Source organism: Chitinophaga sp., assembly GCF_035564935.1.
Taxonomy (GTDB): Bacteria; Bacteroidota; Bacteroidia; order Chitinophagales; family Chitinophagaceae; genus Chitinophaga.
The window spans coordinates 1-16,097 of record NZ_DATMTE010000540.1 but is presented as its reverse complement, the minus strand read 5'-3'; the positions used below and the strand labels follow the sequence as shown (position 1 = coordinate 16,097).

Genomic DNA, 16,097 nt, shown 5'->3' with positions numbered 1-16,097 from the left:
ATACTTTCGCATAAATCTCCCCGAATCTTTTAAAATCCAAAGTAATCAAATCAGGGTAATCAGCGTAATCAGTTTAATCCTGAGTCAGACAAAATTCGCCGAAGGCGATCATTGAAGCACCAGCTCTATTACCGGTATTTCCACATCGGGCTTGCGCACCGGAAGTTCCAGGGCCAGGTCTCCTTTGTCGGTACCTCTCATTTTTATTTCGGAACCGTCATTCAGCAACTGTGCATACCTGACTTTGCCTTTCATTCCAGGCAATTCAAAACGCTGCAGCGGGTAATCGAGCAAATGCACATATAACCGCCTGGTGGTTGGATTATAGGTCAGCAAACTGTTATCCGGGCGTTTGAATTGGGGCGGCGCCTCGGTGCAGCCATAAATGGAACGGCCATTCACCTGCATCCATTCGCCCATTCCTTTCAGTCTTTCCTGCGCACGCGCATCAAAAGTACCGCGGGAAGTAGGTCCCACATTCAGCAACAGGTTACCGCCCTTGCTCACGGATTCAATCAGCAGCACCAGCAGCTGCTTGTTATCCTTCCAGGAAGTTTCATCCCGGTAGTATCCCCATGAACCGGAGAAAGTCTGACAGGTTTCCCAATGAATACGTTTACCATTACGGGTGGGCCATTCAGATACCTTATACTGCTCAGGAGTGGCAAAATCGCCGCCATCCTCATACTCTCCCAGGTCAAGACGATCGTTGATAATAATGCCAGGTTGCAGTTTACGGATCATCTTAATAAGATCCAGGGAGTTCCAGTCGTTATGGTCCTTGCCATGTTCACCGGGGAAAGAGAAGTCGGTCCAGAGGATATCTATCTTTCCGTAATTGGTCATCAGTTCTTTTATCTGGTTCTTCAGGTAAGTGCGGTATTTTTCCATATCCCGTCCTTTGTTCAGCTTTTCATAATCCTTTGGATCAGCAGGACGTTGCGGGTGTACACGGTCAATTGTGTAATCAGGATGGTGCCAGTCGATCAGTGAATAATAAAACCCTATTTTCAATCCTTCCGCACGGAACGCATCTACCCATTCCCTGATCAGGTCTCTTTTTGCGGCGGTGTTGGTTGCTTTATAATCCGTGTACCTGGAATCAAACAAACAGAATCCCTCATGGTGCTTGGTAGTGATCACGGCGTATTTCATACCCGCTGCTTTTGCCTGCCGGGCCCACTCACGCGGATTATACAGATCGGGGTTGTACAGATCGAAATACTTCTGGTAGGCGCTGTCGGTGATATGTTCATTGCTTTTTACCCACTCATGGCGGGCAGGCATAGAATATAGCCCCCAGTGAATAAACATACCAAAGCGGTCGTTTACCCACCAGGCCAGTCTTTGTTCTTTCTGGGCATCCGTTTCATTAAAGATTTTCTTTTCCTGGGCATTTGCTGCCAGCATTACGAGTAAAGTGAAGATGCAAAGTGATAGTTTCTTCATAACTGATAAATTATACAGATTTGGTTTGATACAAGTTTATTCTGCTACCAGCCACGTATAGCCGTTTGCGGGGATGGTTACTTTTACATGTGCATTGTAGCTACGGTCAAGTGTATACGTTTTTAGTATGCCCTCTTTTTCGCGGATACGCACATTTTTTGTAAGACCGCTGTAATACAGTGGCAAAGCCACTTCCCTGGTAATTGCCTGTTGAGTTGGATTGTACAACATGGCCAGTGCCTTTTGCGGCAGCTGAGCACTTACATGCATAATACCATCCCAGTCGCGGCCATCGGCCCTGCGCAGGTGAATAATATCTGTATTGAGGATATTGCGGTACTTTTTATACCAGTCAATCATATTTTTCACAACGGCTTTGGTACTATCGGTGTCATATAAACGCGGACCACGGTAGCAGGCCTGAACACCGGCGCCATAATACTGTGCCATCAGCTGGTTGTAAGCATCCAGGTGATCTTTCAGGGGTTCAATAGTAGCGGCTGCGCCACCGCCCTGGTATTCGCTGAGTGGTACAAAGCCCCAGCTCATGGAAGGGGTTTTCTCCCAGGTGCCGTCAAAAATATTCTGCCTGTTCAGGATCAGTTGTTCTGCCCGTGGCAGTGAAAAATTTACTTCGCGGTAACCCAATGCTATTTTATTAGTGCCATCCAGGAAATACCAATCGGGGGCGTTTACGTATACACCTCTTTCATTAAGCCAGTGGTATAATCCTTTCTGCAGCTGCATTTGCTTCCACTGGGAATCTTCCAGTCCCGTGTGACCTGGATGGGTAGTGGATGCACAAACATCTCCCGGGTAAGGACCATCGTTTTCGAAGATATCGAAGCCGGTGGCGCTGATAAAGCTTTTAATTTTCTGCAGATAACCAAGCCCCCATTTACTGCCCAGGCAGGGCGCATTACCAAAAAACGCGCCGCCGGTTTTGCCGGTGGCCGGATTGATCACATCATCTTCTTCACTGATACGCCTGCTCGAAAACAGCGAGTAGCCGCCGAGCAGCACCTTTTTGCTATGTGCATAATCCGCCAGTGCTTTGAACTTTGCAATATTGGCCGCACTGGTATCTTCCATATTCAAACCACTACCAAAGCTAAGGATCACTCCTTCATAACCGGTTTCCGCGCATTGGTCAATGATAGCTTTTACTTTCACCGGATCGGTGCTTACCAGGTGCATGAAAATGGGATTCTCTGTAGTCCAGGGTGCAATGGTGCTGTAAAATCTTCTTTTCGCCAATCCATTCCTTTCACGGTCGTATCCATCAAACAATAACTCGTAGGTACGGATAGATTCAAAATGTTCACCGGGCGCCAGGGTGATGCCAACTGGTACTATGGGGTATACCTCCAGCACGCAGGGCGTTTGCAGGTCGTAGTTTACCTGGGAAGTGTAGGTGCTGTCGGCTTTCCAGTGTGTAGTTTGATCACTGAGGTTTGCTTTCATGGCGTTATTGAAAGCGTAATTGCTTTCAATATAAATTCCGTGGGGCACCTGCATTTTATTAACACTGCCTACTACGGCCGATTCTTCTTCCGGAGTGGCCAGTATTTCATTCACCACCTGTCGCAGTTTTACCGGTTGCCCGCTCTGGTTGGCTATTTCCAGCCATTTGGAGATCAGGGGTATTCCATCAAATATATCGTAGTGTATTTTTACCTGGATGCCTTTCAATTCAGGCGCCTGTGCCTGGTAAGAGAAGGTAAGCTCCTTCCCGGTGGGCTGTTTTGGGTTACTGCACCACCTGTTAGGCTGCCATTTTAAATAAGGGGAGATGGATGTTACCTGGTGGCCGCTGTATATAAAATCTGATGGCCCGGCTTTCAGGTTATCCAGCCACACGGGGAGCAAGTACGCCTGTTGTTGCTGACCATGCGCACCACCTATCATATAGTTATGTCCATTAATTGTGAGCCGGGCTTCCGGCTTAATGGCGCGCAACAATTGTTCCCCGCTCACCAGGTTACGATAATCGGTACATATCACGTTGGGGGTTATACGAAAACTCCGGCTCAGTAACCCGTTGCTGAGTGTGATTTCCTTGTTCTTTTCCGTTATCGTGGCGGTATAGGACTTGTGACTGATAAGCCAGTCGGCCGCAGGGGCTTTCACCTGTGCGGTTGCTATACCTGCATAAAGACCGGCAGCCAGTCCTAACAGGAGATTTGTTTTTTTCATGTTCTTGCTCTTCTTATAAATATTATTTAACAGGCTGCAGGATCACTTTCCTCAGCCAGCATAATTCATTTTTATTACCGGAAGCCGGTTTCACTGTCAGGTTTTGTTTTCCTGCCTTATCGATATGTATGATACCTACTGCGTGTTCAATAAAATTCATGGGCTGATGGCTGTTGTAGCTGCCGGTAACCAGTGTCAGGAATGGCAGCTGCTGTCCGCCGAGGGTTACCAGCCCTTGCTGGGAGGCGCTCACGGGTTCGCATGCGTAGTCAAGGATAATTTTATAGTCGCCTGCGTCCTGCACGTCCAGTGGAAATATGACGGCATCATAGGGTGTTACCATACCGGTAATGCAGTTGTCATGTTTCCAGTCGCCGAAATAATGGGAATAAGTAAAAAGTTTGCTTTGGGCATGTCCATTGAAAACAGCCCATACAGCGGGTATTTCCGCCTGCGGATATTCGCTGCTTACGGTTTGTGTGCGGAGCTGCGACAGATCTGTTTGCTGTCCGGTATATGTTACTTCCAGCACTGTACTTCGTGTATCCGGCAACGTTACAGGCAAATTAATCACGGTTTCTTCCGGCAGTTGTTGCCATGTAAGCGTATTTTTACTGCCCGGTATTTTCACCGACTTAATTTTTGCTGTTAGTCCTGGTACACGTAGTTTCCTGTTGGCGGGCATTTGCCATACGTGCAGGAATAATTTCCCTGGTTTGCTGGTGGTTACGCCCCATGGTTGCGCAGGGATGAGTCCCCAGGTGGTGCCATAAATACTTTCGCCATAGGTTTGCAGCCACTTGCCGGTAGCTTTCAGGTATGCTACAGAGTAGGCCGGCCATTTGCCATTGCCATCGGGGCCCACGTTGAGCATAAGATTCCCGCCTTTAGACGCTACATTTCCCAGGAGATGTATAATTTCTGCGGGTGATTTAAAGTTCAGATCGTGGCGGATATATCCCCAGGAGTCGTTATGGGTATAAATTGATTCCCAGGCGCCGGGGATGGGAACCGGGGGTACTTCAGAGTCGCCGAAATCGCGGTAATCACCGAGGTCATGCCCTACGCGGCTGCTGAACAGGCAGCCTGGTTGCAGTAAACGGAGACTATCGATCATTTGCCTGGTTTGTTCCGTGGTTAAGCCTCCCGGCATATCGAACCAAACGATACCGAGGGGGCCATAGTTGGTCAGCAATTCTTTAAGTTGCGGGATTGATTTGGTGCGGTAATATTGCTGATAATCTTTCTCTTTGTTTTTAAAGTCCCAGTTGTTCCCTCCCCCATTGGGCTCATGCCAGTCGAGGAACTGGGAGTAATAGAATCCGAACTGTATACCTTTTGCACGGCAGGCGGCGGAAAGCGCCTTCATGGGATCTTTTTTGTAGGGAGAAGCATCTACAATATCAAAGTCGGTCACTTTAGAATCGTACATACTGAATCCTTCGTGGTGTTTGGCAGTGATCACCATGTACCTGATGCCTGATTCCCGGGCCGTTTCCGCCCATTCTTCCGCATTAAACCCGGTAGGGTTGAATGTTTGTGCTATTTTGGCATATTCTGCAGCGGGCGCCTTTGCGCGGTTCATGATCCATTCGCCGCTGCCATAGTAGCTGCTGTCTTTCCAGCGGCCACCGAGTTCAGAATAAAGTCCCCAGTGAATGAACAAGCCGAATTTTGCTTCCCCGAACCATTTTAATCCCGGATGCAGTTTATTGGCTGATGCACCTTTATTCCACATATCGGGCATATCCTGGGTACTCGCTTTTAGCGGGCCGAGCAGGCATACCAGTATCAGTAACGTTGGAATCCGGTGGAACATATAGCTAAATTTAGTAGTAACGGTCCGTAAAAAATATACATATACCCCGGTATATGCAAATGCGTGGAAAATGGTATCAGGGAAAGGGAAAATGGTACAATCAAAGGGCCTTAGGGTAACTTTTTCGTCATTAACCAATGATTAACGATTATTATAAAGACTAATATCTAATTTCGGTTGCAGATAAGTTACGATCACTAAGCAAAGAGTAACTTTCCAAATTCAGCAATCATCTTATTTAGCTCAATAACAGGCTATAATGTGTTATCTGCATCTGACGCGATGCCGCAGATGCCATGTGAATGTTTTAAACACCTCTGCTGTATGTCATCGGCAGAGGTTTCTTTTTGCCCGGACTTTTCTTCCGTTATTACCATTCTTGTTTAGGTTTAATTAACGCTCTGCACTGTAAATGCGGCTAATATTGTTACCTGTTCAGTGATCTTCTGATAACTGAAAATGCATACAACTAAAAAGTTTCAAAACAGCACCTGTTGGCCTTTTCAGGCCGACGGGAGTTTTCAGGTAAACTCCCTGTCATTGAAACCGGTGTACAGGTAAGCGATTTTTGATCATTCGATTGAATGATCCGGGAGCGTTGTGTAATATACCTGGTGCCGCCGGCCGTGGTCAGGGTTAAATAACCGGGGTACGCTTGTAATACAACCGTCGTGGTAAACCGGCACCTCCTGATTTGGTGAAAAAGCCCGGTGGTGGTCTACCAGCCCAGGGTTAAATAACCAGGGCACGCTTGTAATCCAACCATCATGATAAACCGGCACTTTCTGATTTGGCGAAAAAGCCCGGCAATGCCGTGATTAAACAACCAGGACCAGGATTTTTAACACAGCACTACATTAAACAATCACCCACCGGTTAAACAACCAATGGGTTTTTGATTTAATCATCATCTAGCTACAGCGCCTTTGCGGTTTCCACTGCGAAGGCTTTTTTGTGACGTTAAAATGAATATATATTCGCTTATATTTGTAGTGTGAAACGGAAAGACGATAGAAAAGTAACCCAGATCTACCAGGCTGCACTCAGACTGGTGGCCGAAAAGGGATTATCGGGCGTTACCATGGGCGACATCTCCAGGGAGGCTGGTATTGCCACAGGTACTTTATACGTTTACTTTAAAGGAAAAGATGAGCTGATCAATGCTTTATTTGCCGCCTGCCGGGAAAATTCGGTACAAGTATCTTTTAAAGGTTACAACCCGCAAATACCCTTCAAACCCGGGTTTAAAAACATCTGGCTGAATATCCTGCGTTATAAGCTGCAACATTTTGAAGAAGTTATTTTTATGGAGCAGTGCTATCATTCACCGTTTATCACCAACGATACCCGGGAAAAAGCGCTGCAGCTTTCAGCACCCTTCTATACCCTGATAGAAAGAGGCCAGAAAGAACAACTTCTTAAACAGGCAGATACGGGGCTATTGCTCACCTTTATTATCGGCGCAATGAATGAACTGGTAAAACAAACGCATTACAGTGGCATCACCCTTAACAGAAGCAGGATCAATACCACCTTCGACCTTTGTTGGGACGCCCTGAAAGCATAACAATAATGAATAAACATTCACAAATTAATACATCTGCATATGTCAGACATTATGATCGCAGTAGACCTGAGCAGCTTTTCAGAAAACCTGATCAGGACCGGCCTTGAACTGGCCGATAAAATGAATGCTTCCGTTACCCTCTATTCTGTCGTGGAAATAGGTATCGGCATCGGTTTGCCGGAAGGCGGCCCGGTATTTACCGACGATATCCCTGCAAGGGTTCGTGAAGTAGAGGAAAGACTGGAAGCATACCGGCAAAACTACCCTGATAAAAAAGATATCAGCATTATAGTAGGCACCGGGAATCCTAAAAACGAAACCCTGGTACAGGCACATGAAAGCAATGCTACTATGCTGGTAGTGGGCACCCATGGCAGAACCGGCCTGGATCATATGCTGCTGGGCAGCAACGCAGAATATATTATCCGCCACGCCCGCATCCCCGTACTGGTGGTTCCCTATAACCGGGAAGAACATTAAGACCAACACTCAACAATTAATACAACAGTATTAATGCTGAATCCCGGCGATCCCGCCGGGATTTTTTTATGCCTCTGCAACTTTAAACAGGCAATATGGGTTATATTTAATAACGAATAATTAAAGTATATCTGTACGTCAAACCTGTGACCCTCCAGCCCCCAACTGGTAAAGGATTTCCTATACACACAACTCCCCTTTCACCTTTAAACCATTACTATGAAAAAAAACTACCCCGGCAAAAGCGTCTTACTGGTATTATTATTCCTGATGCTCGCCACCGCAGTATCTGCGCAGCTCAAAATCGGCGATAATCCCGCTACCATTAATAAATCCTCTATCCTGGAACTGGAAAGCTTACGCCAGGGCCTGCTTCTCCCCAGGATCGTGGATACAACACTTGCCCCGCTCAATACAGCACCCGACGGGATGATCATTTACCACACTGCTACCCAGAGCCTGATGGTACGGCGTAATGGCTACTGGTCGAGGTTGGTGGACAGTCTTAATGCTTCCGCCGGAAGCTGGCAGCTGAAAGGGAATGCCGGTACTACAACGGCCAATTACCTCGGTACTTCCGATAACCAACCCCTGTCTATCCGCACCAATGCGGCAGAAGCTATTAACATCAGCAACACCCAAACGGTAGCGCTCAAACAGGTACCTGCCACCACTACCCTCATCAGTGTGCTGATGATAGACCCTGCTACCGGTACCATTAACCAGCGGAACCTTTCCCCGGCCGCTTTTACAGATGCTATCAGAACACTCAATGGCATAGCCAAACAAGGCTTCACTATCCGGGCGGATACCCTGAATGCCGATTTTGGGGTAACCACCAATGCAACAGACAGTACTATCACGATGAATGTACCAATTGTTGGTACTGCCTCCCAACGGACAGGGTTACTCACTTATGAAGACTGGCAATCTTTCAGCAATAAACAAAAGGCAATTACCGTAGGCGCCTTTATCCTTACGCCCGGCGATCCCAATGGCCTGGTACTGAACAATACCACAGGCGTACTACAGCTGGTGGCTGCAGACGCCACCAATCCCGGCGGCGTGTCTATCGGTGCGCAAACCTTTGGCGGTACTAAAACCTTTAACGACAGCGTAAGCATAGTTACCGGTCTTGGCGTAACCGGCCAGGCCACTGTTGGCAACGGCCTTAAAGTAAATGCCGGTGGCGCCAATATCAGCGGCGCAGTGGTACTGGCTACTGCTCCTCCGGATGTAAGCACTCCCGTTACTACCGTATTATTCCGAAACCCAACAACCGGTGCGCTGGAAAAAAGAGAAGTGGATTCCGCTGCATTCTCTGCCGGTATCCGCAGGATAAACGGACAAACCGGCCCCGCTATTTATATCAAAACAGGAAAAGCCGGTACAGACATCTCACTCGACAGCACCAGTGTAACCAACACCCTTACCCTTAATATCCCCGATGCGAGTACTACAGCAAGAGGTGTGGTAAATGATTCCACTCAAACCTTCGCCGGTTTTAAAACAGTAAGAGATACGCTGGCGATAGGAAAAAATGCAATCGTGGGAGCAGCCACACAACCAAATTCCACCCTGGATGTACAGGGCTCAATGTCTTTAAAAATAAGAACCGCCACCGGTAACGAGGCTTTGGCTGAAACGGATAATACTTTACTTGTAAACGCCGGTACCGGCGCTGTTACGATTACCTTACCACCGGTAACAAATATTGCAGGACGCGTTTACACCATCAAAAAAATAGCAGGCTCCATTGATAATGCAGTTACCCTGCAGCCACAGGGAGGCGCACAAATAGAAGGAGGCACTAACTACATCATCTACAACAATTATACTTATGTAACAATTCAAACAGATGGTTCCAACTGGTATGTGATCAGAAAGTAAACCGATTTATTGTTACCGTAAATTGTTGTTCATGCTGAAAAAAAGCATTCAAAGCAGCGTATGGCTATGCGTACTGTTGTTGCTGTACATTCCTGTATATGCACAGCAACTCAAACTGGGAGATCCTACCTCCTCTCCCATCAAAGCGGCATTGCTGGAACTTAATACTACCAACCAGGGGCTGTTGTTGCCACGCGTTACAGATACTACCATAGCGCCGCTCAACGCCTCTCCTGATGGAATGATCATTTACTATACACCAGCCAGCAGCCTTCTTGTAAGGCGGAATGGCTCCTGGTCAAAGTTAGCAGATAGCACGGCCGTTAGCAGCAATCAATGGTTACTGAGCGGCAATGCGAACATCGACAGTGCCACAAAGTTCATTGGCACAGCTACTGCCAACCCGGTTAATTTCCGGACCAGCAATTTAAACCGGATGATCATTTCCAGTACGGGACGTGTAGGGATTGGTACTACCACGCCATCATCGCTTCTACATGTTAAAACCGGCACCACTAATACTTCGGGGGTGAGATTCGAAAACCTTACCAGCGCTTCCACTGTTACTGCCGGTGCTGGAGGACTTGGGGTGGATGCAAGCGGGAACGTGGTAAGAGCTGCAAGCGCACCGGTGTTTTACAACGGCGCCGGCGTAATATCACAGTCCATAAAAATATGGGCCGATTCGGTAAGCCAGCCCGGCACACCGCTTACCAGCGGGCAATTATCCATCGATATTTCCTCCGCAGGGTTTACTAAAATCCTGTCGATACAAGCCACTGCCAAGGGCGGCGCTGACTATACCAATGCACCGCTGGTGACCATACTTGGCTATAGTTTAACAAAAATAAATTTCATTCTTACTGAAAGCAGGGCATCTACAGTAGTGCTGTTAAGTATCCTCGACGGACTGGAACCAAGCATCGCAAACACCACCAAAATATTTGTCACGGTTATCGGGTATTAAAACAATTTCTATAAAACACTACCGCTCCATATTATCCATTTTATTGCTCCTGGCAGCCTCCCCTGTAGCCAGGGGACAATCTGTTACCTGGTTACATCCCAACAGTAAAATGGGCATATTCAGTACAGATACCATTGCCGTTTTTGGCGACATGGTCAATGAGGGAAACATACGTGCAGTAACCGGGTCGGTGGTGAATTTTTATGGATTACGCTGGCGTAACGGCAATAATGCAGCTATACTGGATGAAAGCATTGATGGGTACAGCGCTTCGGGGGGATTATTCCGCTTTATGCAAACCAATCCTGCACTGTACCAGTATATCAGTGGCGGCTATAACGCTGCATCTTCACAGGGAGCCAGTTTTCCGAATCTGAGTGTGGAAAATTCACCGGGTATTTTTTTAGATGATCTCAGCGACCTGAAAATTGTAAATACCCTGGATCTTAAGAAGGGATATGTATTTCTCAATGGATGGAACCTGGTGATAGGCCATCATACGCCGGGCGACATACGGAACTACTCCCAGGATCACTTTATCATTACAGGTGGCAGCTTTGGCAGCGGCGCCCTTTACCGCAGCCGTATTTCCGGCGCCGGCAATACGGTTGTTTTCCCCATTGGTACGCGGCCATCCAGCTTTACACCGTTAGCATTGGAAAACCGGGGTGCAACTGCCACTATTCGTGCAGGCGTTTCCGATAGTGTGAGGCAACATCTTACAGATGGTGCGAACCTGGTGCTGACCAGTGTAAATAAAACCTGGAATGTGGATGTTTCTGAACCGGATGCAGCTCTGAGTATTCACCTGGCATACGACATCTCAGACGAAGGACCGTCGTATGAAGCAAACCGGAACACCGCCTACCTGGCAAGGTTTATAGACACCTCGTGGGACCTGGCCACACAGCGGGCGGCTCCTGCCGGCCCCAGTCCGTATACCACAGGCGCCGCCGACAGACAAAAGGTATTTGTAAGCCGTACTTTTCAACATCTGCGCACCACCAATTACTTCACCAGCCTGGTGGCTGAAACGGTGAACAGCCCCAACCAAACAACGCTGAACTTTTTCAGTGCCACCCGCAGCTTCACCGATGAAGATACCGTACTGCTGCACTGGATCACCGGAAGGGAATATTTCTGCCGTGGGTTTGCCATTGAAAGAAAATTTGCAACCGGTCAAACGTTCGACTCCCTCGGGTTTGTGGCCAGCAAATCTCCCGGCGGGATCAGCTTTTTCCCGGTGGGATATGATGCAACGGATGCACCAGCCAATGACGGATTTATTTTTTACCGTCTTAAAGTCATCATGACCGATGGTTCCTTCTTCTACAGCCCGGTGCGCATTGTGAAAGGCAAGAACATCCGGAGTGAAATTGCGATCTGGCCCAACCCGGTAAGAGGAGGCGTGCTGCATATTTATTACAGCGCGAACCAGCATATAAAAGCTATTTCTTTTATTGATATCCCCGGTCGCCGGATCATTTACCAGAAATACGACCAGCCACTGCAACAACGGAACTATTATGAACTGAATATTCCTGCTGGTCTTGCCCGGGGTACCTACTTCCTTCAGCTGATCGGGGAAAATAATGAACTTATTCACACAGAGAAGGTTATACTAATGGAATAAAAGCCGGAAGATCATCTCCATAAATTAAAATCCCCTTAAACTCCCCGCAGTTACAGGGATTCGTTTAAAAGTTGGTATAACTTTGCGGGTTAGTGCGAACAACAGATTAACGAAACCTACGAACCTTTGAAAAAGAAATTTTTTACTGCGGCATTTCTGCGCAAGCTCCACCTGAAAGAGCTGCTGGCAGTATTATTTATATTGCTGGCCATTTATTTTTTCCGTTCACAGCGCCATGAACTATATTCCCTGATCCCCGCTATTGAAAGGGCTCACAGGGGCTGGGTAGTGCTTGGCGTGATAGTAACCATTGCTTATATTTTGTTGCAGGCGGCCATGTATGTATTCAGCTTCCGGGCAGTAGGCGCAAAGCTGGATACCGGCAGGAGTACGGAATTATTTCTGAAGCGCAATCTTTTATCGGTATTCCTGCCGGCAGGTGGTATCAGCTCACTGGCTTATTTGCCGCAAAGCCTGCGCCGCACCGGCTTACATAAACAACAGATCCACCAGGCTTCCGGCATCTACGGATTTGTGGGTATCCTTTCCGTTTTCCTGGTAGGCATTCCCGTGGTGGCATATGCCATGCTCCATGCGGGTACTATGAGGGATGCCCTATGGGGACTTGTGGCAATCTGCGTACTGTTGCTCGGGGTAGTTTGGCTGGTACGCTCCATGCAGGCCAAAGGTGGCGCCTACCGCTTACTCGTAAAATATTTTCCGGGAGCGGCAAGGCAGGTAGATGAAATATTTACGTTTCAATTATCAGTGCCGGCTTTCATGAATACCGTAATAGCATCAGTGCTGATAGAAGTAGCCGGTGTGGGTCACCTGTACCTGAGCATGCTGGCAGTAGGCGTTACGCCATCGCTGGAAGCGGCCTGTGTAGGATATATTGTAGCTACCATCTTTTTAATTATTTCTCCTTTTCTGCGCGGGTTGGGCGCCATTGAATTATCGCTGGCCTATATCCTCAGTAACTACGGATTCAGTACACTGGAAGCGCTGGAAATCACTTTATTATTCCGGCTGTTTGAATTCTGGCTTCCGCTGGTTGGCGGCATGTTTGCCTTTGCCCTGAAGGGGCGCGACCTGGTATTGCGGTTATTGCCACCTATCCTGATCTTCCTGCTGGGCATGGTGAATATTTTTTCGGTACTCACCCCTCCTTTGGCTAACCGTATGCATTTATTGCGGGCTTATATTCCGGGCACCTCCATCCATGCTACTAATTTGCTGGTGGTATTTCTTGGGCTGGTGCTGCTGGTAACGGCCACCTTTTTATTCCGGGGCTTACGCAGTGCATGGATCGTAGCGCTGGCTGTATCGCTGCTATCGGTATTCGGACATATCGGGAAAGCGCTGGATTATGAAGAAGCATCCCTGGCCCTGGTTACCAGTATTATACTGCTTATTACTTCGCGGCAATACCGGGTTAAAAGTAATCCGCAACTGGTGAATATTGGCGTAGTAACGGCAATGGCTACCCTGTTTGTGGTCCTGATTTTTGGTACCATCGGCTTTTATTTTTTGAATGTGAGACACTTCGGAATAGACTTTACCTGGCAGCAGTCTATCCGCCATGCCTTCCATTGTTTTATGCTGCTGGAAGATGACGGGTTACAGCCCGTTACCAGATTCGGGAAAGAATTTATGTCGGCCATCCGCGTGTTGGGTGTAAGTGCATGGGCTTTCCTGTTTTACACTATCATACGACCTTACCTGCATGTTACGCAGCAAACCAATACCAGCCTGGAGAAAGCGCGGTTTTACCTGAGCCAGTACGGCGATTCTCCCATGGACTACTTTAAAATAGGGCAGGACAAATTATTGTTCGTGTCCGAACAGTATGAAGGTTTTATTGCTTACCGCGTGGCCGGCAGTTTTGCGATTGTACTGGAAGAACCCGTGTGCAGTGAAGATAATAAACTGCTGGTACTTGAAGAATTTGAACAACAATGCCGGAAAATGGGCCTCCGGCCCGCGTTTTACAGGGTAGATGAAGACAGCACCTATTATTTTAGTCATCTGAAAAAGAAAAAGATGCTGATTGGGCAGGAAGCCATCATGGATATCCGGGATTTTACCCTGAGTGGTAAGGATAAAAAATCGCTGCGCAACGGGCTGAACAGCCTGGCTAACAAGGGCTATGTAACAGCTTTCCATGCAGCGCCACAGTCACCCGCAATGCTGCATGCTTTAAAGGTTGTAAGCGATGAATGGCTGCATCAATATGAAGTAAAAGAGCTCACCTTTTCACAGGGTTTGTTTGATGAAGATGTGATACGGAACCAGGATGTTATTACTGTAACCGATGCAGAGGGACAAGTAGCGGCCTTCCTTAATATAATTCCGGACTATGCTCCAGGTGAATGTACGTACGACCTGATCCGGAAACGCGCCGATGCTCCCGGCGGCGTAATGGATGCACTCATCATTGCGCTGATCCAGGATGCACAACAAAAAGAACTGCACTACCTGAACCTGGGGATGGTGCCGATGTCCGGCATTATTCAACCGGAAAATACCGCGGAAAAAATGGTGAAGTATGCGTATGAAAAACTGCGTTTCTTCCGGCACTACCAAGGTTTACGGGAGTTTAAGGAAAAATATGCCACTGAGTGGACCAACAAATACCTGGTGTACGAACATGACTTTGACCTGATACAATTACCATCTGCATTGAGCAAAGTAATGCAGCCTTAAGCGGGGCGAACAATCGCGGAACGGATTTTGTTTTACAAACAGGCGTTAATTTAATATATGATAGCAGGCAAGTTGTTCAGGGTATCAAAGCTGTTTAGCTTTTTCTTCTTATTTACAATATTTCAATCAAAAGCACAGAGCGGGATCAATAACCTGCCGGTAGTTGTTAAGGCGCCAACCGCCGGCAGCACGGCTCCGTTGATCCTGTATATAACGGGAGATGGCGGTATGAAGAAATTTTCCGCCAACGTAATTGAATCGTTCCGTCAGAAAAGCTACCCCGTAGTAGCCTTAAATGCGTTGAAGTATTTCTGGAGTAAGAAGTCGCCCCAGCAGGCGGCAAAGGATATCGCCTCCCTGATCACCCATTACCAGGGGCAATGGGGTGGTAGTCATGGCGTGGTGCTGATCGGGTATTCACTGGGCGCAGATGTGCTCCCGTTTATTTACACCAGTTTGCCACCGGAAGTAGCCGGGGAAGTAAAGCACCTGGTATTCCTGTCGCCCTCGCTTTATACCGACATGGAGGTACATCTTTCGGATATGCTGGGCAAATCCAGTAATAAGGGGATGAGTGTTCCGGCCGAGATGAATAAAATTACCAACAAGCCGTTGCTGCTGGTTTTTGGGGCAGAGGAAAAAGATTTCAACTTTTCGGCATTGAATGTCCGGTATGAAAAACTGATCCTTCCCGGCGGACATGCTTACGATGAAGATGCTGCCGGCGTGGCAGGAAAGATACTGGCAGGTTTGCAAACAGGCGTTACTCCATAGGCAGCTGGTATCTCCTGGCCAGTTCCTTCCTCATTTCCTTTGTCAGGGTTATCCTGGCCTCTCCAATCATTACATGATCTTCCGCCAGTAATGTAATATGGCGAAACCCTATTACAAACCAGTGATGCACCCGCATAAAGGCATTTGCCGGCAACTGGGAAATGATCCAGTCCAGCTTTTCGCTGGTGACCAGCTTCTGATCCCGGAGGTGCAGCATGATATGATCATCCATTACTTCTACATACAGCAGTTCGTCATAAAATACTTTTTCAAAACGATCCTGTGTTTTCAGCGTAAAATAATCTGCCGGAAATTGAGTGGGGTAAGTAGTTGCTTCCATTTCTATAGTCTTGTATATTTTAGAAAACACCTCGTTTAATGCGTTGGCCGTGAAAGGCAACTGCAGGAGCGCTACAGGCAGGAAATCAAATCCTGCGGATGTTGGTGCATCGTTATACACCATCATCAAAACCGGTAGTACGCCCGTTATGTGCATTGGCGGAGAAAGCGGATCATTATAATCGCCGGCTATCAATACATGAATAGTTTGTGTTTCTATCCAGAAACGGGCCTCCGCCATGGTTTGGCTGCGGCACACGAGGTAAACGCAGGGGAT

11 protein-coding genes are annotated in these 16,097 nt (G+C 47.6%); 7 read left to right on the top strand and 4 right to left on the bottom strand.

Annotation, left to right across the window (positions count from 1 at the left end; genetic code table 11):
* Window positions 1-108: 108 nt before the first annotated feature.
* Genes VN105_RS13995 through VN105_RS13985 form a run of 3 tightly spaced genes read right to left on the bottom strand, consistent with a single transcriptional unit; the run spans window position 109 to window position 5,464 of the window.
* Complete coding sequence (locus VN105_RS13995) at window positions 109-1,449, bottom strand: alpha-L-fucosidase (RefSeq protein ID WP_325641890.1); 1,341 nt, start codon at window positions 1,447-1,449, stop codon at window positions 109-111.
* 36 nt (window positions 1,450-1,485) lie between these two features.
* Window positions 1,486-3,645 carry an alpha-galactosidase gene (locus tag VN105_RS13990; RefSeq protein WP_325641888.1) on the bottom strand — a complete coding sequence of 720 codons (2,160 nt, stop codon included), beginning with the start codon at window positions 3,643-3,645 and terminating at the stop codon, window positions 1,486-1,488.
* A 22-nt stretch (window positions 3,646-3,667) separates the two neighbouring features.
* A complete protein-coding gene (locus VN105_RS13985; RefSeq protein WP_325641886.1) occupies window positions 3,668-5,464 on the bottom strand; it encodes an alpha-L-fucosidase in 1,797 nt (598 codons plus the stop codon).
* Window positions 5,465-6,458: 994 nt separating this feature from the next.
* Between VN105_RS13985 and VN105_RS13980 the strand changes: the two genes are divergently transcribed.
* The 7 genes from VN105_RS13980 to VN105_RS13950 all read left to right on the top strand — a co-directional run bounded on the left by VN105_RS13980 (window position 6,459) and on the right by VN105_RS13950 (window position 15,481).
* Complete coding sequence (locus tag VN105_RS13980; protein ID WP_325641884.1) at window positions 6,459-7,031, top strand: TetR/AcrR family transcriptional regulator; 573 nt, start codon at window positions 6,459-6,461, stop codon at window positions 7,029-7,031.
* A 39-nt stretch (window positions 7,032-7,070) separates the two neighbouring features.
* Window positions 7,071-7,511: a universal stress protein gene (locus VN105_RS13975; RefSeq protein ID WP_325641882.1), complete on the top strand. Its 441-nt coding sequence runs from the start codon at window positions 7,071-7,073 to the stop codon at window positions 7,509-7,511.
* Window positions 7,512-7,730: 219 nt separating this feature from the next.
* Window positions 7,731-9,401, top strand: a complete 1,671-nt coding sequence (locus tag VN105_RS13970) for a hypothetical protein (RefSeq protein WP_325641880.1) — start codon at window positions 7,731-7,733, stop codon at window positions 9,399-9,401.
* Between the two features lie 31 nt (window positions 9,402-9,432).
* A complete protein-coding gene (locus VN105_RS13965; protein WP_325641879.1) occupies window positions 9,433-10,368 on the top strand; it encodes a hypothetical protein in 936 nt (311 codons plus the stop codon).
* A complete protein-coding gene (locus VN105_RS13960; protein ID WP_325641877.1) occupies window positions 10,346-12,001 on the top strand; it encodes a T9SS type A sorting domain-containing protein in 1,656 nt (551 codons plus the stop codon). The genes VN105_RS13965 and VN105_RS13960 overlap by 23 nt, the downstream gene beginning before the upstream one ends.
* A gap of 126 nt (window positions 12,002-12,127) precedes the next feature.
* On the top strand, window positions 12,128-14,707 hold the full coding sequence (locus VN105_RS13955; RefSeq protein WP_325641875.1) for a phosphatidylglycerol lysyltransferase domain-containing protein: 2,580 nt from the start codon (window positions 12,128-12,130) through the stop codon (window positions 14,705-14,707).
* Window positions 14,708-14,764: 57 nt separating this feature from the next.
* A complete protein-coding gene (locus VN105_RS13950) occupies window positions 14,765-15,481 on the top strand; it encodes an AcvB/VirJ family lysyl-phosphatidylglycerol hydrolase (RefSeq protein WP_325641873.1) in 717 nt (238 codons plus the stop codon).
* On the opposite strand, the gene VN105_RS13945 is transcribed toward VN105_RS13950, so the two are convergent.
* A partial coding sequence (locus tag VN105_RS13945) for a LytR/AlgR family response regulator transcription factor (protein ID WP_325641871.1) occupies window positions 15,471-16,097 on the bottom strand: 627 nt, incomplete at its 5' end. The genes VN105_RS13950 and VN105_RS13945 overlap by 11 nt on opposite strands.

Bases quoted from the DNA above. Each gene is read 5' to 3' on its own strand.
- VN105_RS13950 (WP_325641873.1), top strand. From the start codon at position 14,765: ATGATAGCAGGCAAGTTGTTCAGGGTATCAAAGCTGTTTAGCTTTTTC.
- VN105_RS13965 (WP_325641879.1), top strand. From the start codon at position 9,433: ATGCTGAAAAAAAGCATTCAAAGCAGCGTATGGCTATGCGTACTGTTG.
- VN105_RS13995 (WP_325641890.1), bottom strand. From the start codon at position 1,449: ATGAAGAAACTATCACTTTGCATCTTCACTTTACTCGTAATGCTGGCA.
- VN105_RS13990 (WP_325641888.1), bottom strand. From the start codon at position 3,645: ATGAAAAAAACAAATCTCCTGTTAGGACTGGCTGCCGGTCTTTATGCA.
- VN105_RS13985 (WP_325641886.1), bottom strand. From the start codon at position 5,464: ATGTTCCACCGGATTCCAACGTTACTGATACTGGTATGCCTGCTCGGC.
- VN105_RS13975 (WP_325641882.1), top strand. From the start codon at position 7,071: ATGTCAGACATTATGATCGCAGTAGACCTGAGCAGCTTTTCAGAAAAC.
- VN105_RS13970 (WP_325641880.1), top strand. From the start codon at position 7,731: ATGAAAAAAAACTACCCCGGCAAAAGCGTCTTACTGGTATTATTATTC.